The following is a 19588-nucleotide window of genomic DNA, read 5'->3' on the forward strand; positions in this document are numbered from 1 at the left end:
ATGTCGCCGAAGGCGGCCAGCACCAGCGTGCGCGGAATGGGCGTGGCGGTCATAACAAGCATATGCGGCGTGATGCCCTTGGCGGTGAGACGCAGGCGCTGGTGTACGCCGAAACGGTGCTGCTCATCCACCACGGCCAGCACGAGGTTCTTGTAACTCACGCTGTCCTGGAACAGCGCGTGGGTGCCGATGACGATCTGTGCCTCACCGGAGGCCACGCGTTCTTCGATCTCGCGACGCTCCTTGCCCTTGGTGCGGCCGGTCAGCACCTCAACCGTAATGCCCACGGCATTGGCGAGTTTGGAGATGGTGGCGAAATGCTGCCGGGCAAGAATTTCGGTCGGGGCCATCAACACCGCCTGCCCTCCGGCCTCGACGGCGGTTGCCATAGCCATCAGCGCCACCAGCGTCTTGCCCGCGCCGACATCGCCTTGCAACAGCCGCAACATACGGTCCTCGCTGGCCATATCGGTCAGGATATCTTTCACCGAGGCATTCTGGCTCGGCGTCAGGGAGAAGGGCAGTTGCGACAGGATTTTTGCAGCAATGTCCCCCTTGGCGCGGATCGGCTGGCCCGCGACCTTGCGCAGTCTTTGCCGCACCAGCGCCAGTGACAGCTGCCCGGCCAGGAATTCGTCGTAGGCGAGCCGTCTGCGTGCCGGGGCCTGAGGATCGATATCGGCGCTGTCGCGCGGATCGTGCAACTCACGGAAGCTCGATGCCACGTCGCCGAAACCCTGACGGGTCTTGAGCGTTTCGTCGATCCATTCGGGAAAGACCGGCAGTTTCGAAAGCCCGCCTTCAATTGCCCGCCGCAGCACCTTCGGAGACAGCCCGGCTGTCATCGGATAAACGGCTTCGACCAGCGGCAGGTTCTCGGCCTCGGAGAGCTTCACCATGAAATCCGGATGCACCATGGAGGCGCGGCCGTTGAACCAGTCCACCTTGCCGCTGACGAGAACCTCTTCATCGACGGGTAAGGCCTTGGAAAGCCAGTCTCCCTTGGCGCGGAAGAAGGTCAGCGCCAGTTCCCCGGTCTCGTCATGCAGGAAAACACGGTAGGGCGCGGAACGATTGCCTGGTGGAGCTGGCTGATGCCGGTCGACACGTCCCTGGATGGTGACAATGGCGCCGGGAGCGGCAAGCGCGATGCCCGGGCGGTTGCGCCGGTCGATGACGTTTGATGGCGCGTGGAACAGAAGATCGATCACGCGGGTGTCGTCGGCATTTTCCCGGCTCAGCAGTTTGGCCAGAAGGTCGGCAAGCTTCGGCCCCACACCGGCAAGGGTGGAGACGGAAGCAAATAGCGGATCGAGAATGGCGGGACGCATGCTCAGCAAAATCGGGGAAGGGGACGCGTTATGCAAGACGTGGCGCCCGACAAAGGCTGTTTATCACCGGCAGATTTTAGCCGCCGTGGCATTATTTCGATAAAAACCGGTTCCAAGCGTTCGCCTCCTGTTCTATAGGAGGGCGCAATCAACATCCTGTTGAATAGCCAACCGAAAGGTGAATGCGATGACTGGACTGGTGCGCACGAGCGCCGACCTCGATCCGAGGCGCAGGCGGATACTTTACCGCTGCTGGCACCGGGGCATTCGCGAGATGGATCTGGTGCTCGGGCAATTTGCGGAAGACAATATTGCCGGGCTTTCCGACGATCAGCTTGACGAGCTGGAAATCATCATGGCGGAAGAGGATAACGACCTCGTCAAGATGGTGACAGGTGCCCTGCCGGTGCCGGAAAAATTCCAGACCCCGTTGTTCGAGAAGATCGCCTCTTACCGTCCCGATTTCGATCTCGTCACAGCCGAAACCCTGAAGGCCTGAAACATGATAGCCGGATTCGATGCAAAGCTGGTGGCGTCGGCCGATACGCCGCTGACCATCGGAAACGTGCCCTCCGGCATGGAAGCCCTGCTGCTCGCCGATATGGCGCGGGCGGGAACATCGGTGGCTTACGTGATGTCGGACGGCCAGCGGGTCGCCGATCTCGAACAGATTCTTGGTTTTGTCGCGCCGGATATTCCGGTGTTGACGCTGCCGGCCTGGGATTGTCTGCCTTATGACCGCGTGTCACCGAGTGCGGACACCTCGGCGCGCCGGCTCGCGGCACTTGCCGGCCTCATCAATCACGCCAAGAAACCGCATCCGGCCATCGTTCTCGTCACCGTCAACGCCATGCTGCAGAAGATGGCGCCGCGCGACGTTATCGAGAGCCTGGGCTTTTCGGCCAAGCCCGGCAACCAGATCCGCATGGAGGACATCGCCGCGCGGCTGGAGCGCAACGGTTTCGACCGGGTGGCGACGGTGCGTGAAGTGGGTGAATTCGCCGTGCGCGGCGGCATTCTCGATGTCTTCGTGCCGGGCACCGAAGAGCCGGTGCGGCTCGATTTCTTCGGCGATACGCTGGAAAGCATCCGCACCTTCGATCCGGCCAGCCAGCGCACCATCGCACAGGCGCGCTCGCTGGATCTCAATCCGATGAGCGAAGTGACGCTGACGCCGGATACGATCGGCCGGTTCCGTAAGAATTACCTGTCGCTATTCGGTGCGGCGACGCGCGACGATGCGCTTTATCAGGCAGTCTCCGAAGGCCGCCGTTATGCCGGCATGGAGCACTGGCTGCCTCTGTTTTACGAAGAGCTGGAAACCGCCTTCGATTATCTCAGCGGTTTCCGTATCGTCACCGACCATACGGCGCGAGAGGCTGCGAAGGAACGCTCCAAGCTGGTCCTCGATTATTACGAGGCGCGGCGGGCTTCGGGCGAGACCAAGGGCTCGACGCAGGGCGCGCCTTACAAGCCGGTATCGCCTGGGCAAATCTATCTCGACGGCAAGAGCTTCGAGGCGGCGCTTGCGAGCGTCAATGCGGTGCGGCTGACGCCCTTCAACGAACACGATAGCGAAGGTCGCCCGGTCGCGACGCTTGATGCCCATGTTGGTCCGCGCTGGGCACGTCCACCGACGGAAGGCGACAGCGAAGAGCGGGTCAATGTTTTCGATCTGGCGGTAAAGCACATTGCCGAGCGCCGGGCCAAGGGCTGGAAGGTTTTGATCACCGGCTGGTCGGAAGGTTCGCTCGACCGGCTGTTGCAGGTCTTGAACGAACACGGGCTTGAAAAGATCAAGCCGGTGACATCGCTGAAAGAGGTGGAGAAACTCGGCAAGGGTGAGGCGGCTTCTGCGGTGCTGAGCCTCGAAGCCGGGTTTGAGACCGGAACGCTCGCAATCATCGGCGAGCAGGATATTCTTGGCGACCGCATGGTGCGCCGTTCCAAGCGCCGCAAGCGCGGCGCGGATTTCATCGCGGAAGTGGCGGGGCTGGACGAAGGCTCGCTCGTGGTTCACGCCGAACACGGCATCGGTCGCTTCGTCGGTTTGCAGACCATCGAGGCAGCGGGCGCGCCGCGCGCCTGTCTGGAACTGCATTATGCCGACGACGCCAAGCTGTTCCTACCGGTCGAAAACATCGATCTTCTCTCGCGTTATGGTTCTGATGCCGCGGAAGCCACGCTCGACAAGCTCGGTGGCGGCGCATGGCAGATGCGCAAGGCCAAACTCAAGAAGCGCCTGCTCGATATGGCCGACGAGCTTATCCGCATTGCAGCCGCGCGTCTGGTGCGCCACGCGCCGGCGCTTATCGCACCGGACGGGCTTTACGACGAGTTTGCCGCCCGTTTCCCCTATGACGAGACCGAGGACCAGCTGAACGCCATCGACGCTGTTCGCGACGATCTCGGTGCCGGGCGGCCGATGGATCGCCTGATCTGCGGCGATGTCGGTTTCGGCAAGACCGAAGTGGCCTTGCGCGCCGCTTTCCTTGCCGCCATGAATGGCGTTCAGGTGGCGGTGGTGGTGCCGACCACGCTTCTGGCGCGACAGCATTTCCGTACCTTTTCCGAACGGTTTCGCGGTCTGCCGATCCGGGTGCAGCAGGCCTCGCGCCTTGTGGGTTCGAAGGAGCTTGCGCTCACCAAGAAGGAAGTGGCTGATGGAAAGACCGACATTGTCGTCGGCACCCATGCGCTGCTCGGTGCGGGCATCAGCTTCGCCAATCTCGGCCTGCTGATCATCGATGAGGAGCAGCATTTCGGTGTGAAGCACAAGGAGCGGCTGAAGGAGCTGAAAAGCGACGTGCATGTGCTGACGCTGTCGGCAACACCCATTCCGCGCACCTTGCAGCTGGCCATGACCGGCGTGCGCGAGCTGTCGCTCATCACCACGCCGCCAGTGGACCGCATGGCGGTTCGCACCTTCATTTCGCCCTTCGATCCGCTGGTAATCCGTGAAACGCTGATGCGCGAGCATTATCGCGGTGGCCAGAGCTTCTATGTCTGCCCCCGCCTTGCCGATCTCGCCGATATCCATGCATTCCTGCAGTCGGATGTGCCGGAACTGAAAGTGGCGGTGGCGCATGGCCAGATGGCGGCGGGTGAACTCGAAGACATCATGAACGCCTTCTATGACGGCAAATACGATGTGCTGCTTTCGACCACCATCGTCGAATCCGGCCTCGACGTGCCGACCGCCAATACGCTGATCGTGCATCGTGCCGACATGTTCGGTCTTGCCCAGCTTTACCAGCTGCGTGGCCGTGTCGGTCGTTCCAAGGTCCGCGCCTTCGCGCTGTTCACCCTGCCGGTCAACAAGGTGTTGACGACGATGGCGGAGCGGCGGCTGAAAGTGCTGCAATCGCTCGACACACTCGGCGCCGGTTTCCAGCTTGCCAGCCACGATCTCGATATTCGCGGCGCGGGCAATCTGCTTGGCGAAGAACAGTCCGGCCACATCAAGGAAGTCGGCTTCGAGCTTTACCAGCAGATGCTGGAAGAGGCCGTGGCCGAAGTGAAGGGTGACGAAGAGGTGCGCGACAGCGGCTGGTCGCCGCAAATCTCGGTCGGCACCTCGGTGATGATCCCGGAAGACTACGTGCCGGATCTGCATCTGCGCATGGGTCTCTACCGCCGTCTCGGCGAGCTTGCGGATATAGGCGAGATCGACGGTTTCGGCGCAGAAATGATCGACCGTTTCGGCCCGCTGCCGAAGGAAGTGCAGCATCTCCTCAAGATCGTCTACATCAAGTCGCTCTGCCGCACGGCCAATGTCGAGAAGGTGGATGCCGGGCCGAAAGGCGTGGTTGTGCAGTTCCGCAACAAGGAATTCCCCAATCCGGCAGCGCTTGTCGGTTATATTGGCAAGCAGGGCTCGATGGCGAAAATCCGCCCGGACCACAGCCTGTTCCTGAACCGCGATCTGCCGACGCCGGAAAAACGGCTGGCGGGTGCGGCGATGGTCATGACGCAATTGGCGGAGCTGGCTCGGTCGTAGATTTAAGCCTTTGGGGGGGGCGGTGGGTGTGGCTTACCCCCCTCTGCCCTGCAGGGCATCTCCCCCACAAGGAGGGAGATCGGCAAGACGCGCTGTCATCACTTCATTCTCTAACGTTGATATAGGCAAAACCTTGCCGGATATCGATCTCCCCACCTTTGGGAGAGATGCCCGGCAGGGCAGAGGGGGGTAAACCACACCCATCTTCGGCTCATTTCCGTTAGCCAATCCCTCGAAAACTACACTCACTGCCTTCAGCGAGAATTACCGCGATGTAACGAGACGGACATGTATCGGTAGTCTTCGCGGGCGTAATCTTTCCTTCATACCCGGTGCGGCGGATCGTAAAGCCGCCGGGTCTTGAAGGAGCAGGACGATGTGGACCAACATCAACAGGTTTGCCACCGCTTGTCTGGTTGCTTTGACAATTGCGGGCACCACAATTGCCACCACCAGTCAGGCGGAAGCGCGCAATAATTTCGGCCGCGGCCTTGCCGCCGGGATAGCAGGAACGATCATTGGCGGAGCGCTCATCGCCGGGGCAAGGCATCCCGGTTACGCTTATGGCCCCGCTTATTATGCACCGGTCTATGGTCCACCCGTCTACGCCGCGCCAGCTTATGGACCGCCTGTTGTTTACCAGCCGGTTTATCCTCGCTGCCACGTGGCCTGGCGACAGAACGCCTGGGGCGACATGTATCGGGTCAGGGTTTGTGATTGATCGAATGCCATGCCAGCGACGCAAACATGCGTCGCTGGTTCTCATGCATTTTCGACTTTAGCGCTCGTCTTCCGGCGTGATCCCGACGGCCACATTCTGGTCGGTCGCGGCGATGGAGGCGGGAAGCGGCACTTTTCGCTGCTTCTCCCGGATCAGCGTCAGCAGGCCGGAGCCGACGATCAGGGCGATGCCCATCAACATCCAGCCATCAATGCGGTCGCCGAAGATCAGGTAACCGAACAGGATGGCCCAGAGCATCTGGCTGTATTGCGTTGGGCCGATCATGGCGGCGGGCGCATATTGGGCAGCATACATGACAAGCACGTTGCCAAGCGCGCCGAGCAGGCCGTATCCCGCCAGCATCAACCATTGTTCGCCGCCCGGCATGATGAAGGTCGGCACCATGGCGATGCCGCTGATGGTAAGACAGCCCAGTACACCGGCCCCATACAGCGAGACGTTCTTTTCCGACGGACCCATGGCGCGGAAGATGACGATGCTGAGTGCGCCGCTGAAGCCACCGATGATGGCGCCGATATGGCCGATGCCGAGTTCACGGAAACCCGGCCGCAGGATGACCAGCACCCCGAGGAAACCGATGATGACCGCAGACCAGCGGCGGATGCCCACCTGTTCCTTCAAAAACACCACCGACATGATGGTGACGAACGAGGGAAGCAGGAAGATCAGCGCGAAGGCTTCGGCCATGGAAAGATGGGTGAAAGCGGTGACGCTGCCGACGGCACCCGTACCGGCGGCAAAAAATCGGATGATCCATAAAGGCCGGTTGGTCGTCTTCACCACATCCACCCAGCGATCATTGCGCTTGCGGATGAAGGGCAGGGCGATGAGGCCGAACAGGGCGCCGAAGAAGGCCGATTCGATCGGCGAAATCTGGCCTTCTATGAGTTTAACGCTCGCGTCGCTCCAGGCGTAGGCAGCGAAGGCGGCAAAGGCAAGCAGAATGCCTTTCAGGGTCTGGTCGGACACGGGAAAACACCAACAGTTTATCGATTACGGCAAGCTGCCGGTGTTCGACCGTCAGTTCATCGACTTATGCTCGTCCGCCTTGATTTTTGCAATATCCCGCAGTGCAGCAATCAATACATCAGGCGTTTGTGCACCGCTGATGGCGTATTTCTGGTCGACGATAAAGAACGGTACGCCGGAAACACCCATTTGCTGCGCCGCGTCAATTTCGGCAATCACCGTGTCCTTGTCCGCATCCGATGCCAGAAGCCGTGTTACCACCTTGGCGTCCATGCCCGCCTTTTCGGCGATATCGGTCAGCACGGCGTGATCGCCGATATTGCGGCCTTCCTCGAAATTCGCCTTGAACAAGGCGGTGACGATCCTTTCCTGAACGTCACGGCCTTCAGCATGGGCCCAGAGCGACAGGCGATGTGCGTCGAGCGTGTTCGGGCCAATCTTGATTGCATCGAAATCGTAGTGGATTCCGACCTGTTTGCCGAGTTCAACCAGAGAGGCATGGGCCTGCTCGAGACGCTCCTTGCCGAGCTTTTCCTCAAGCGCGGCCTTCTGGTCAACGCCTTCAGGCGGGTAATCCGGGTTGAGCCGGTAAGGTCGCCAGTTCACGTCGACGCTGATTTCGTCCTGCACCTCGGCAATGGCAAGATCGAGCCTTGCCTTGCCCAGATAGCACCAGGGGCAGACCATATCCGATACGACGTCGATAACGATGCGTTCCATGGCTTCATCTTCCGTTGTCTTGGACCGGGCAGGGGCGGGTTATTGCGCCCGCGCATCCCACCAGGTCTGTTTCTGATTGCCTGATATCGGGGTCATATCCGGGCGGTCGATATATTTCCAGCGGGCTATCCATTGCGCGCCGATGTAGTAGAGCGGAATGACATAGTGGCCGGCGACGAGAAGACGATCATAACCACGCACTGCCGCCTGAAAATCCTCCGTGGATCGGGCCTGCAACAGGGCCTCGATCATGCGGTCGATGTCGGGGCTGGCCGCACCCGCATAGTTGAAGCTGCCCTGCGCATCCCGCGACAATGAACTCCAGCGGTTGAGCTGCTCGGCGCCGGGCGAGAGCGATGAGGGCAGGGACCGGATGATCATGTCGTAATCGAAGCTGTTGGAGCGTGCCTGATATTGGCCATCGTCAACGGAGCGGATGCCCATGGCGACACCGATCAGGTTCAGCGAACGCTGATAGGCAAGCGCTATGCGTTCCTGCGCCGGGTTCTGCGTCATGATTTCGAATGCGAGCTGGCGGCCATTGGCGTCGGACATCCTGCCGTTCTTGATGCTGTATCCGGCCTCTTTCAGCTTATCGACGGCGAGCTTCAGGACCTTGCGGTCCGCGCCGGTCCCGTCGGTGGTGGGCATGGCGTAGGTTCCCGCCAGAAGTTCCGGCGGCATGCTCTTGGCCGCATCGCCAAGCAGCGCAAGTTCGCGCTCATCTGCGGCATTGCCATAGGCGCCGAGCGCTGAGTTCTGCCAGTAGCTTTGCGTACGCTTGAATGCGCCGCCGAGAATGTTCTTGTTCATCCACTCGAAATCGAGCGCATAGGATAGGCCCTCACGCACCTTTTCGTCTGCAAAGACCGCGCGGCGGGTGTTGAAGACAAGGCCGAACATGCCCGATGGCAGGCGCGGCTGGAACACATCCTTGACGATATCGCCGCGATGAACGGCGGGGAAGTTGTAGGCCTGGCCCCAATGGGACGTATCGGAGGTGCCGTTGATGGCGTCGCCTTCGGGATAGATGTCGATATCGCCTTTCTTGAAGGCCTCGAACATGGTGGTGACCTGAAGGAAATAGGTGATGCTGATCTCGTCGTAATTCTCGAAGCCGACCTTGCTCGGGATATCCTTGCCCCAATAGTCCGGGTTTCGCTCCCAGATGATTCGTTCACCCGGGCGCAATGTCTTGATTCGGTATGGACCCGACCCGACAACAGCGCCGAGGCCCGCCTGCTCGAATTTTTCCGGATCGATCGCGTGTTTCGGCAAAATCGGGGTGGAAGAGGCGAGAATGAGCGGCGTTTCGCGGTTCGCCCTGTCGTTGAAGGTGAAGCGGACGCCGTGTTCGCCGATCTTTTCCAGCTTCGCCACGCCGTCTAGGCGGCTGTTGAACGGCGGACGGCCTTTTTCCTTCAGGAGATTGAATGTGAAGATAACATCGTCAGGCGTCACCGGCTCGCCATCCGACCACTTGGCCTTGGGATTGATGTTGAATTGGGTGAAGGTGCGTTCCTCGTCCCACTCCACGGTTTCCGCAAGCAGGCCGTAAAGGCTGAAAGGCTCGTCGCTCGAGCGCTGCATCAGCGGCTCGTAGAGGAGATTGCCGAATTCAGGGTCCCAGACGCCGCGCGCCGTGGTGCGCATTCCCTTGAGAACAAAGGGGTTGAGGCTGTCGAAGGTGCCGACGACACCGTAGGATATGCGACCACCTTTTTTCACGTCCGGATTGACATAAGGGAAGTGCCGGAAGTCGGCGGGAAGTGCCGGCGTGCCGTGCATGGAAATGGCGTGAAGCGGCTGCGCTACGGCAATTTCCGGAGAAAGCAGGGCCGTTCCCCAAAGAAACAATGCGGGGATGAGGGCCGCAAGCTTGCGCATGTCACTATCCTGTCTCAACTGTCGGTCCGTTTTGTCGTGGTGGTCGGTTATCGTCATGATTGGTTTTTTGTTATGATTCTGGCGAATATGTAGCACAAGCCCATGGCTGGACCCATGCGAGGGCGGGAAATCTTGGGTTGCCTCAAGAAAAAGTTAAAGAAGTGCTGGATATCGCCGCGAACGGCATGTAACAGGGTGGCCGGAAGAGACGGGTCACGCATTTGCCTCATTTAAACGACAGTTGAACGGGCAGAAGGATACCGCCATCGGCGAGCAGGACCCGCGGTTCTGTTCTGGCAGACATTCAGGAGACGGAACTCTTATGATGCAAAAGGCAAACACATTCACCCGGACAGCTCTGTCCGCTCTCGTTCTTTCCCTGGGCGCGGTTTCCGCTCCGGCCATCTCGCAGGCACAGGATGCTCCCGCCAATCAGGGCGCTGGCGCTCCGCCGCTTGGTTGGTTCAAGACCTGCTCCAAGCAGGAAGACAACGATGTCTGCGTCGTGCAGAACGTGGTTCTTGCCCAGAACGGCCAGATGATCACTGCCGTCGGCCTCATCACTGTCGAGGGCAAGGTCAACCGCAAGCTGCTCCAGGTTTCCGTTCCGACCGCGCGTCTCATTCCCCCGGGTGTGATGATGCAGATCGACGGTGGCAAGGGTCAGAAGCTCGATTACGCTGTTTGCCTTCCCGACAAGTGCACGGCCGAAGTTCCGCTGACGGACGCCATGATCGCGTCGCTGAAGAAGGGCAACGAGATCGTCTTCACCTCGATCAACTTCCGCCGCGCGCCGAACCCCATCAAGATCGCGCTTACCGGCTTTACCGGCGCTTATGACGGCGCGGCTATCACCCAGTCGCAGCTCGCAGAAAGCCAGCGCAGCCTTCAGGAAGGCATGCAGAAAAAGGCCGAAGAGGCTCGCAAGAAGCTGGAAGCTGCTCAGGACGCCGCAAAGGGCGCGCCGAAGCCCTGATCTCTTTACGAGAACACGAAAAAACCGGCCTGTTTTCAGGCCGGTTTTTTTATGCGCGGTTTTGATCCGACGTATTTTCATTAAAAGCGCACCGCGCCCTTATGATTGTTGTCAAATCGGGCGTGCGCTAATGCGCCAGCGACATCTTCGGCCGCCACTCGCCGTTGGGCGCCTTGTCGAACATCCGCTCGATATTGCGGTTGCGGAGCGGCGCCTCGTTTTCATCGTGGACGAGGTTCTGTTCGGAAACGTAAGCGACATATTCCGTCTCATCGTTTTCCGCCAGAAGATGGTAGAAGGGCTGGTCGCGCTCCGGGCGAATATCGGCGGGGATGGCGTTCCACCACTCTTCCGTATTGGCATATTCCGGATCCACGTCAATCACCACACCGCGGAACGGAAACACCTTGTGGCGGACGATCTCGCCAAGCGTAAATTTTGCGTCTCTTTGTTTCATGGTATGAACTTCCTTTCCCACTAATAGTTGGGTGCGGAATGGGAAATATCAAGGGCTAGCGGTATCCGGCCCTTTTTCCCGTGATGCTCTTAAGCGACCCTGCGGCCGATCGGTGCGGTGGCGATGACGACGCCGCCGGTAACCAGCACGATGCCGATGGCGTGATATGTTTCAAACGTTTCACCAAGAAAAAGCGTGGCCATGACAATCGAGACGGGTGGCATCATGTAAAGCGTGATGCCTGCCGTGGCGGGGCCGAAAACGCGGACCGTATGGGTGAAGCAATAAAAGGCAAGCAGTGAGGCGAACAGGATGATGCCGCCGATCTTGGCCCAGGCGATGGCCGTGGCCGGCAGCAAGCCACCATGCGCCAGTTCGACCGCTGCCGGCGGGAGCAGGACCAGCGCGCCGGAGAAGGCGATGAGGCCGAAAAGGCTGAACGAGGCCATCTGCCGCGCCGCGGGATCGCGCAACAGCAGCGAATAGACCGCAAAGGCAATCGCTGCCGTCAGAATGGCAAAATCGCCAATGTTGAATTTCATCTGCCAGAGAGCGGACATATCGCCCTTGAGCACGATGGCCGCCACGCCCGCAAAAGCGATGATCATGCCCGCCACTTCGAGCCTGCGGATCGGGCGGCCCTGAAAGATGCGCTGGAACAGGATGATGAATAGCGACGAAGTCGTATAGATCAACGTACCGTTGGCAGCCGTCGTCATTGTGAGGCCCCAATAGACCACGCCACCGCAGACGCCCATGCCGAGAATGCCAAGAACGAGCCAGAGCAGCGTTTTCTGGCGCACGAAGGCGAGGCAGTTCCGCCAGTCGGCGATCATGAACGGAGCGATGATGAGGCTCGATCCGATCCAGCGAATGAAGGCGGCAATGAAGGGCGAGACCTCTCCGATGACGCCGCGGCCGAAAATGATGTTGCTGGAGAAAAAGAACGGTACCGCCAGAAAGATGAGCCAGTCCGTGAGGCGCGTTTGCTGAGAGGCTGGCTTGATCGACATTGTTCGCGACATGGCTGGGCATCAAAAGAAAACGGCGGCTTTCCAGGGGAAAACCGCCGAGCGGGAAGGGACGCCTCTAAAGGCGTCCCAAATGCCGGTCAGGCAGAGTAGTACATGTCGAATTCGACCGGATGCGGGGTCATTTCGAAGCGCATGACTTCCTGCATTTTCAGCTCGATGAACGAGTCGATCTGGTCGTCGTCGAACACGCCGCCGGCGGTCAGGAACTTGCGATCCTTGTCGAGGCTTTCCAGCGCTTCGCGCAGCGAGCCGCAGACGGTCGGGATCTTTTTCAGTTCCTTGGCAGGAAGGTCGTAGAGGTCCTTGTCCATCGGCTTGCCGGGATGGATCTTGTTCTTGATGCCGTCGAGGCCGGCCATCAGCATGGCTGCAAAACCGAGATAGGGGTTCTGGGTCGGGTCCGGGAAGCGGACTTCGACGCGCTTTGCCTTCGGGTTGGAGCCAAAGGGAATGCGGCACGATGCGGAGCGGTTGCGGGCGGAATAGGCCAGGAGAACCGGAGCTTCATAACCCGGTACCAGACGCTTGTAGGAGTTGGTGGTGGGGTTGGTGAAGGCGTTGATGGCCTTGGCATGCTTGATGATGCCGCCGATGTAGTACAGGCAGTTTTCAGACAGGCCGGCATATTCGTCGCCAGCAAAGGTCGGCTTGCCGCCCTTCCAGATCGACTGGTGCACGTGCATGCCCGAGCCGTTGTCGCCGAAGATCGGCTTCGGCATGAAGGTTGCCGTTTTGCCATAGGCATTGGCGACCTGGTGCACGACGTACTTGTAGATCTGCATCTTGTCGGCGCTGGATACCATGGTGTCGAACTTCACGCCCAGCTCGTGCTGCGCGGAGGCGACTTCGTGGTGGTGCTTTTCGACGACGACGCCCATTTCAGCGAGAACCGTCAGCATTTCGGAACGCATGTCCTGCAGGCTGTCGATCGGCGGAACCGGGAAGTAACCGCCCTTGACGCGCGGACGGTGGCCAAGGTTGCCGGTTTCGTAATCCGTGTCGTCGTTGGACGGCAGTTCCGATGAATCCAGCTTGAAGCCGGTGTTGTAAGGGTCTGCCTTGTATTTCACGTCGTCGAAGACGAAGAATTCTGGCTCGGGGCCAACGAAGATGGTGTCGCCGATACCGGAGGCCTTGAGGTAGGCTTCGGCCTTCTTGGCGGTGCCGCGCGGGTCGCGGTTATAGGCTTCGCCGGAAACCGGGTCGAGAATGTCGCAAAGGATGACGAGGGTCGACTGGGCGAAGAACGGATCGGTATGGGCAGTTGCCGGATCGGGCATCAGCACCATGTCGGATTCGTTGATGGCCTTCCAGCCGGCGATCGAGGAGCCGTCGAACATGACGCCATCGGCGAACATGTCTTCGTCTACGCAGACAACATCCATGGTGACATGCTGCAGCTTGCCCTTGGGGTCGGTAAAGCGCAGGTCCACGAACTTGATGTCGTTATCCTTGATCTGCTTCAAGATATCGTTTGCGGTCGTCATTTAAACGTTTTCCTTGAGTGTGGTGGTGACGAGGTGAAAAACCTGAGCCTCCCCGGCTCAGGACCTGGTTCCGATTAGATGGCGTCCACGCCTGTTTCACCGGTACGGATTCGGATGACTTCCTCGACGTTGGAAACGAAAATCTTTCCGTCGCCGATACGTCCGGTCTGTGCCGCATTGCGGATAGCCTCAATGACGGCTTCCGCATTTTCGTCCGCCAGTACGACTTCGACTTTCACTTTCGGCAAAAAGTCCACAACGTACTCTGCTCCGCGGTAGAGTTCCGTGTGGCCCTTCTGACGACCAAAGCCTTTTGCTTCCGTGACCGTGATTCCCTGAAGTCCGACTTCCTGAAGGGCTTCCTTCACTTCATCGAGCTTGAAAGGCTTAATGATCGCTTCGATCTTTTTCATGAGAAAATATCTCTCCGCTTCTCCCGTTAAAGCAGGTTATTCCCGCTCTGCCACAAGAATGCACGTATTGTGCCAGATCGGAAGCGGGCTTGAAGAAAAAACTTCGCTTGCCCGGCTTTCTGACACAAAATGCATTCGCTTTTTGTGGTTTTCCAGCCAATTTCTCGCCAAAACGCGAAAAATCCGTCATCAATTCTGTCGGTTTTCCTTATTTTAGTTATGTTGAATATTTTGGAATGCACTGACGGCGTTTTGTTGATTTGTTTATATTTTATGCATTTGATTATTATTTCGCCGCAGCCATTTGCTTATTTTTGTATCGATTGCCTTTCCGGCGTTTTGAAGGGATGATCGCTCCATGAAATCCCTATTGAATCTCTCTCTTATCGACCCTGCTGTGATGGCCCGCATCGATGCGGCCTCAGGCCAATCCGGCATTCCCCTATACGATCTTATGGAGCGGGCAGGGCAGGCGGTCGCTGCTTCGGCCCTTCGCCACTATCCGGACGCGCTGCGTTTCGTCGTGCTCTGCGGAGGCGGCAATAATGGCGGTGATGGTTACGTTGCGGCACGCTCGCTTGTGCAAAGCGGGGCGACAGTTGCGGTTCATCATCTTGGCCAAGTCACGGCCATGAAAGGCGATGCCCGCACGGCTTTCGAGGTTAGCGGCGTCACAGCCCTGCCGCTTGGCGACTATGTACCCATGGCTGGAGACGTGGTGATTGACGCGGTGTTCGGTGCCGGATTGTCCCGCGAGATTCCGTCGGAGCTTCGGCGCGTGATCGATGCGGTGACGCAGGCAGCCGTGCCGGTTCTCGCCGTCGATCTGCCGTCTGGTCTTTGCGGCAGGAGGGGCGTGCCTCTGGGCGCATCGTTCAAGGCGGTGCGGACCGTAACCTTCATGGCGCGAAAACCCGGCCATCTGTTGATGCCGGGGCGGGAACTGTGCGGGACGCTTGAGGTGTTCGATATCGGTATCCCCTCCCGTATTCTCGCCGCTCATGCGGGATCGGTTGCGGAAAACGATCCACTTGTCTGGCGCGACGCCTTGCCCCGCTCCGAAATGGAAACGCATAAATTCCGCCGTGGGCATCTGACCGTCTTTTCCGGACCGCCACATGCGACGGGAGCAAGCCGCATGACGGCAATTGCAGCGCTGAAGGCGGGGGCGGGCATCGTCACCATTGCCGCGCCGAAGCAGGCGCTCGACGTGCTTTCGGTGACATTGACGGCGGTGATGAGCTCCGGTCTGGATGATGCGGACGATCTGCGCCACTGGCTGGACGACAAACGCCACGGCGCTTTCGTCCTCGGTCCCGGTTTCGGCGATCTCGAAAAGGCGCGGCAATTCGTGTCCCTGCTCGGGGACAAGGTGGTGGTGCTGGATGCCGACGCGATCACCGCTTTCAAGGACTGCCCGGAAACCCTGTTCGACCGGATGATTTCAGGCGCGGGGAAATTCGTATTGACGCCGCATGAGGGCGAGTTTGCTCGGCTCTTTCCCGATCTCGCCGCTGACACGTCACTGAGCAAGATCGAGAAGGCGCAGACCGCATCGGCGCGCAGCGGCGCAGTGCTGGTCTACAAGGGCGCGGATACGGTCATCGCCGCGCCGGACGGCCGCGCGCTGGTCAATACCAATGCGCCGTCGAGCCTTGCGACGGCGGGGTCAGGCGATGTGCTGGCTGGCATCATTGGCGCATTGCTTGCGCAGGGAACGCCTGCCTTTGAGGCCGCCGCTGCCGGTGTCTGGCTGCATGGCGAGGCGGGCAGCAGGGCGGGTGCAGGTATGACGGCAGAGGATCTCGCCTACGCGGTGCGGCCGTTCGCGTGACCTTGAGTTGGTGTCCACTCCGTCACCCCGGACTTGATCGCAGGAGATACCTTTCGCTGCGCAGACGCGTCGTGACTGGATGCCGGATCTAGTCCGGCATGACGGGGGAGAGGTTTTCATTCCTGAGGTGAGCGCTTTTTCGCCCTAGAGGTTTAAAGCCGCGTCAGTGCGCGGCTTTGCCCTGGCTCGCGGTTGCCATCCGCGAAGCGCTGATCAGCAGCTTGCGTTCCGCCCGTTCCTGTTGCGGCGTGCGATTGTAGATTTCGCGATAACACTTGGAGAAATGCGAAGCGGAGACGAAACCGCAGGCAACGGCAACCTCGACCACCGGCATGGCCGATTGCACCAGCAGGTGGCGGGCGCGGTCCAGGCGGATTTCAAGATAGTAGCGGGCGGGTGAGCGGCCCATTTCCTGCCGGAAGAGACGCTCCACCTGTCGGCGCGACAGATCGGCCGCATCGGCGATGTCGAGCAGCGACAGCGGCTCGGACAGATTGCCTTCCATCAATTCGATGATCGACAGGACCTTGCTATTCTGAACGCCGAGGCGCGCACGCAGCGGCAGGCGCTGGCGGTCGTTGGGGCTGCGCACCCGGTCCGTCAATTGCTGCTCGCAGACGCGGTTGACAAGATTTTCGCCGAAATCCTGACCGATCAGACTCAGCATCATATCGAGCGATGCGGTGCCGCCGGCGCAGGTATAGATGTTGCTGTCGACCTCGAAGAGATCGGCATAGACTTCCACCTGCGGGAAGGCTTCGGAAAAACCAGGCAGGTTCTCCCAGTGGATCGCACAGCGTTTGCCGTTCAAGAGACCAGCCTGCGCGAGGATATGCGCGGCGGTACAGAGGCTGCCGATGGCGATGCCGCGATTATAGGCTTCACGCAGCCAGGCATTGACGGATTTGTTGATGTGCTGGTCGACATCGATGCCCGAACAGATGATCGCCATTTCAACGCGGTTTTCGCCGCTGACATATCGGCGCTCATCGGCAAGACAGGTGTCGACCTCAAGACAGATGCCGCTTGATGACATGACCTTCTGGCCGTCGAGCGAGGCGAGGCGCCATTCGTAAGCCTGATACCCCAGCATGCGATTGGCGATGCGAAGCGTTTCAACCGCTGCGGCGAACGGCAGCATGGTAAATTGCGGAATGAGAAAAAAGACGATTGAGCGTTTCTTCTGGGAGTTCCTGCTCATTTGCCCGTGCTCCGTTGCGAATACGCAATTCCTCCCTTGGAATCGGTCTTCTGGATGTCCTGTTTCCGACATCTTTAACGAAAAATACGCCGTGAAATCCGGGCTGTCAAAAAATAGCTTTTGAAATATGCAAAATTTGCGACAAGCCTTTTTAAAGGGCGTCGTGTCGCATGTAAAACAGGCAGGTCATTTTACGCCTCTGCCGGCGCGTCTCGGGATTGACGGGGATGGCTCGCAAGTCCTGAGACGGTTGCGAGCCATGGGGTTGCGCATCATTTGCCGACGACCCTGATGCGGTTGCTGTCGGTTGTCGGCCATCCAATGTCCTTCAATGTTTCAGGCGGCAAACCTTCCAGCGCGCGGAGCATTCTTGCGCGCTTCCATGACGTATGGAGAGCGGAAATCTGGCCGGACAGGCGCTGGAGCCAGCTACCGGTCGAGGGGCGTTGCGACGAACGGCTCGCTGCGGGGTGATAATGTATCATGGCCATGTCTTGATCCTTTCGTGAACCACGATCCTGTTTACGACTTCGGTATGCGCTTACATATCTCATCAAACAAGAGAATGAATTTGATGTCATTCATCAGTTCTAGGAATGACTCGCGCTCGCCGCCTGCCGGACTTTCTGTCTATCCGTGATGGGCCAGCGCTTCATTCCGACAAGGCGTTAGTTGCCCTGTCATTCGATGTCCCGGATGGTGCGCCTGTGTTGACATTCAATCAAACGAAATGATATCCATCTATAAATCAAAATATTTGAAGGTTCGTGCCATGACCGTAACTTTCCGCCAACCGTTGCCGCTGCTGGATAACGACATTCTGAGAACCTTCGTCGCGATTGCCGAGACCGGGAACTTCTCCACCGCTGCAGAGGTGGTGTTCAGAACGCCGTCCGCCGTTTCCATGCAGATAAAGAAGCTGGAGGAACAGCTGAAGACGACGTTGTTCCTGCGCGATGCCCGCTCGGTGACTTTGACTGCGCATGGCGAAACGCTTCTGACCTATGCACGCCGCATGATCGCGCTGTCTAACGAGGCCGTGTCGCGTTTCGTCATGCCTGAACTGTCTGGCGTCGTCAGGCTCGGTGCGCCGGAAGATATTGGCGAGCGCGGTTTGCTCCCGGGTATCCTCAAGCGTTTTGCCGAGGTTTTCCCCGGCATCATGATCGATGTCACGATCGATTCCAGTTCCAATCTCTACAAGCGCATGGATGAACGGCGGCTGGATCTGGCACTGGTCAACTGTGCGTCGCATCCGCTGCGGGATACGGGCGAGGTGCTGATGCGCGAACGTCTCGTCTGGGCCGGGGCAAAATGCGGTACGGCCTATCTGCGCGATCCGCTGCCCATATCGATCTGGGAAGAGGGCTGCATCTGGCGTTCGGAAGCGATCAACTCGCTTGAAAAGCGGGGTCGCAATTTCCGCGTGGCCTATCTCAGCGGCCATACCATGGCGCAGCGCGCAGCAATTGCCGCCGATCTCGCCATCGCGCCCCTGCCGCGCTCCTATGTGCAGAACGACATGGTCATTCTGAGCGACAAGGAAGGCCTGCCGGAACTTGGTTATTTCGATATTCGCCTGATCACGGGCGAAAGACCCTCGCGCCCCATCCTTGCGGTCGCGGAAAGCATCCGAAACGCCTTTGTCGAGGTCGCCAAGGCGGCCTGAGGTAGATCTTTATAACGGGAATGCGCGACGGCGAGCGTCCGTCGCGCCATAGGCAAAGGTGGGCTTAGATCGCTACCGTGCCCCGCTTTGCAGAAAAGTCCGCATCGCCGATTTGCCAGCTTCCACGACCGGCCAGCCAGTCTGCCGAATTCTGTAACCCACCAAATGGGAAAACGTGGATTTGCCGGATCGGCCCTGCCGGATTTGCCTGCCAGTGCCGTTCGATAGGGCCGACCACGCTTTCCGGTGAATGGCCCTTGGCCAGCGTCGTCAGGGAGAGCGCGTTCTTTTTCAGATAGGCGATGGAATTGCCGACGCCGCAGAGAGCTGCATATTTCAGCAGCGTCGTGATCCTGGCCGGACCGGAGACGCCGATATGCACCGGCAAGTCGATGCCGGAGGCGGCAAGTCCTTCCGCCCAGGCGATGAAGCGCGCGGGGTCGAAGCCGAACTGGGTGACGATGCGCATTGCCGCATCGCTTCTTTCGGCAAAATCATACTTCAACTTCAAGGCGGCCGTCGCCGTCTCTTCGCTGAAATCGGGGCTGCCTTCGGGATGGCCGGCGATTGCAATCTGATTGATCCCGCAGCGATCGAAGATGCCGGTCGACAGCATATCCATGCTGGATGTGAAGGGACCAGCCGGCGTGGCGACGCCACCGCCGACTACCAGCACATCCGACACACCCGCTTCGCCTGCCAGCCGCTTCACCTGCTCCTCGAATTCCACGCCAGACGATATGCGCCGTGCCGCGAGATGCGGCACTGGTGTGTAGCCGAGATCGCGAAGGTGTTTTGCAGCGTCGACCAGCCTGTCCTGCGAGGCCTGTCCGGTGTCTGTCAGATAAACACGCACGCCCTGTGGAAA

The 19588-nt window shown here is 59.4% G+C and carries 18 protein-coding genes; 7 read left to right on the forward strand and 11 right to left on the reverse strand.

The genetic code is table 11. The features are described 5' to 3' along the window. Nucleotides 1–1331, reverse strand: a 1331-nt coding sequence (locus T18_RS27385; protein ID WP_323455161.1) for an ATP-dependent DNA helicase RecG, incomplete at its 3' end; no start/stop codon positions are given. A 187-nt stretch (nt 1332–1518) separates the two neighbouring features. Here T18_RS27385 and T18_RS00770 point away from each other — a divergent pair. From T18_RS00770 to T18_RS00780, 3 genes are all read left to right on the forward strand, one after another. Next, nucleotides 1519–1830: a succinate dehydrogenase assembly factor 2 gene (locus T18_RS00770; protein ID WP_003515739.1), complete on the forward strand. Its 312-nt coding sequence runs from the start codon at nt 1519–1521 to the stop codon at nt 1828–1830. Nucleotides 1831–1833: 3 nt separating this feature from the next. Further along, a complete protein-coding gene (gene mfd, locus T18_RS00775) occupies nt 1834–5331 on the forward strand; it encodes a transcription-repair coupling factor (protein ID WP_019566117.1) in 3498 nt (1165 codons plus the stop codon). 376 nt (nt 5332–5707) lie between these two features. Continuing rightward, nucleotides 5708–6052, forward strand: a complete 345-nt coding sequence (locus T18_RS00780; protein WP_038491319.1) for a hypothetical protein — start codon at nt 5708–5710, stop codon at nt 6050–6052. Nucleotides 6053–6109: 57 nt separating this feature from the next. On the opposite strand, the gene T18_RS00785 is transcribed toward T18_RS00780, so the two are convergent. From T18_RS00785 to T18_RS00795, 3 genes are read right to left on the reverse strand one after another with little or no spacing between them, the layout of a single operon-like run. After that, nucleotides 6110–7042 carry a DMT family transporter gene (locus T18_RS00785; RefSeq protein ID WP_038491316.1) on the reverse strand — a complete coding sequence of 311 codons (933 nt, stop codon included), beginning with the start codon at nt 7040–7042 and terminating at the stop codon, nt 6110–6112. Between the two features lie 51 nt (nt 7043–7093). Further along, nucleotides 7094–7762 carry a DsbA family oxidoreductase gene (locus T18_RS00790; RefSeq protein ID WP_003515731.1) on the reverse strand — a complete coding sequence of 223 codons (669 nt, stop codon included), beginning with the start codon at nt 7760–7762 and terminating at the stop codon, nt 7094–7096. 39 nt (nt 7763–7801) lie between these two features. Further along, nucleotides 7802–9649 (reverse strand): extracellular solute-binding protein, encoded by a 1848-nt coding sequence (locus T18_RS00795; RefSeq protein ID WP_038491313.1) that lies wholly within the window; start codon nt 9647–9649, stop codon nt 7802–7804. 322 nt (nt 9650–9971) lie between these two features. Between T18_RS00795 and T18_RS00800 the strand changes: the two genes are divergently transcribed. After that, the gene (locus T18_RS00800) at nt 9972–10625 is read left to right on the forward strand and encodes an invasion associated locus B family protein (protein ID WP_013636323.1); all 654 of its coding nucleotides are present in this window, start codon (nt 9972–9974) and stop codon (nt 10623–10625) included. A 127-nt stretch (nt 10626–10752) separates the two neighbouring features. On the opposite strand, the gene hspQ is transcribed toward T18_RS00800, so the two are convergent. The 4 genes from hspQ to T18_RS00820 form a co-directional block, all read right to left on the reverse strand. Then, entirely contained in the window at nt 10753–11082 is a 330-nt protein-coding gene (gene hspQ, locus T18_RS00805; RefSeq protein WP_003515726.1) for a heat shock protein HspQ, read from the reverse strand. Between the two features lie 89 nt (nt 11083–11171). Continuing rightward, nucleotides 11172–12095: a DMT family transporter gene (locus T18_RS00810; RefSeq protein ID WP_075807527.1), complete on the reverse strand. Its 924-nt coding sequence runs from the start codon at nt 12093–12095 to the stop codon at nt 11172–11174. Between the two features lie 98 nt (nt 12096–12193). Further along, nucleotides 12194–13603 (reverse strand): type I glutamate--ammonia ligase, encoded by a 1410-nt coding sequence (gene glnA, locus T18_RS00815; RefSeq protein ID WP_003515722.1) that lies wholly within the window; start codon nt 13601–13603, stop codon nt 12194–12196. Nucleotides 13604–13677: 74 nt separating this feature from the next. Continuing rightward, nucleotides 13678–14016 carry a P-II family nitrogen regulator gene (locus T18_RS00820; RefSeq protein WP_003515720.1) on the reverse strand — a complete coding sequence of 113 codons (339 nt, stop codon included), beginning with the start codon at nt 14014–14016 and terminating at the stop codon, nt 13678–13680. A gap of 89 nt (nt 14017–14105) precedes the next feature. On the opposite strand from T18_RS00820, the gene T18_RS27085 reads away from it, so the two are divergent. Next, nucleotides 14106–14261 carry a hypothetical protein gene (locus T18_RS27085; RefSeq protein ID WP_019566121.1) on the forward strand — a complete coding sequence of 52 codons (156 nt, stop codon included), beginning with the start codon at nt 14106–14108 and terminating at the stop codon, nt 14259–14261. Between the two features lie 113 nt (nt 14262–14374). Next, complete coding sequence (locus T18_RS00825) at nt 14375–15850, forward strand: NAD(P)H-hydrate dehydratase (protein ID WP_038491310.1); 1476 nt, start codon at nt 14375–14377, stop codon at nt 15848–15850. Between the two features lie 163 nt (nt 15851–16013). Here T18_RS00825 and T18_RS28220 read toward each other — a convergent pair whose 3' ends face one another. After that, nucleotides 16014–17051: a GlxA family transcriptional regulator gene (locus T18_RS28220; RefSeq protein WP_003515714.1), complete on the reverse strand. Its 1038-nt coding sequence runs from the start codon at nt 17049–17051 to the stop codon at nt 16014–16016. A gap of 272 nt (nt 17052–17323) precedes the next feature. Further along, a complete protein-coding gene (locus tag T18_RS00835; protein ID WP_038491307.1) occupies nt 17324–17542 on the reverse strand; it encodes a hypothetical protein in 219 nt (72 codons plus the stop codon). 239 nt (nt 17543–17781) lie between these two features. On the opposite strand from T18_RS00835, the gene T18_RS00840 reads away from it, so the two are divergent. After that, nucleotides 17782–18720, forward strand: a complete 939-nt coding sequence (locus tag T18_RS00840) for a LysR family transcriptional regulator (RefSeq protein WP_003515711.1) — start codon at nt 17782–17784, stop codon at nt 18718–18720. A 64-nt stretch (nt 18721–18784) separates the two neighbouring features. On the opposite strand, the gene T18_RS00845 is transcribed toward T18_RS00840, so the two are convergent. Beyond that, nucleotides 18785–19588 (reverse strand): methylenetetrahydrofolate reductase (locus tag T18_RS00845; protein ID WP_323455162.1); only part of this gene is annotated, 804 nt, incomplete at its 5' end.

It is taken from the genome of Rhizobium sp. TBD182 (assembly GCF_001950375.1).
GTDB lineage: Bacteria > Pseudomonadota > Alphaproteobacteria > Rhizobiales > Rhizobiaceae > Agrobacterium > Agrobacterium tumefaciens.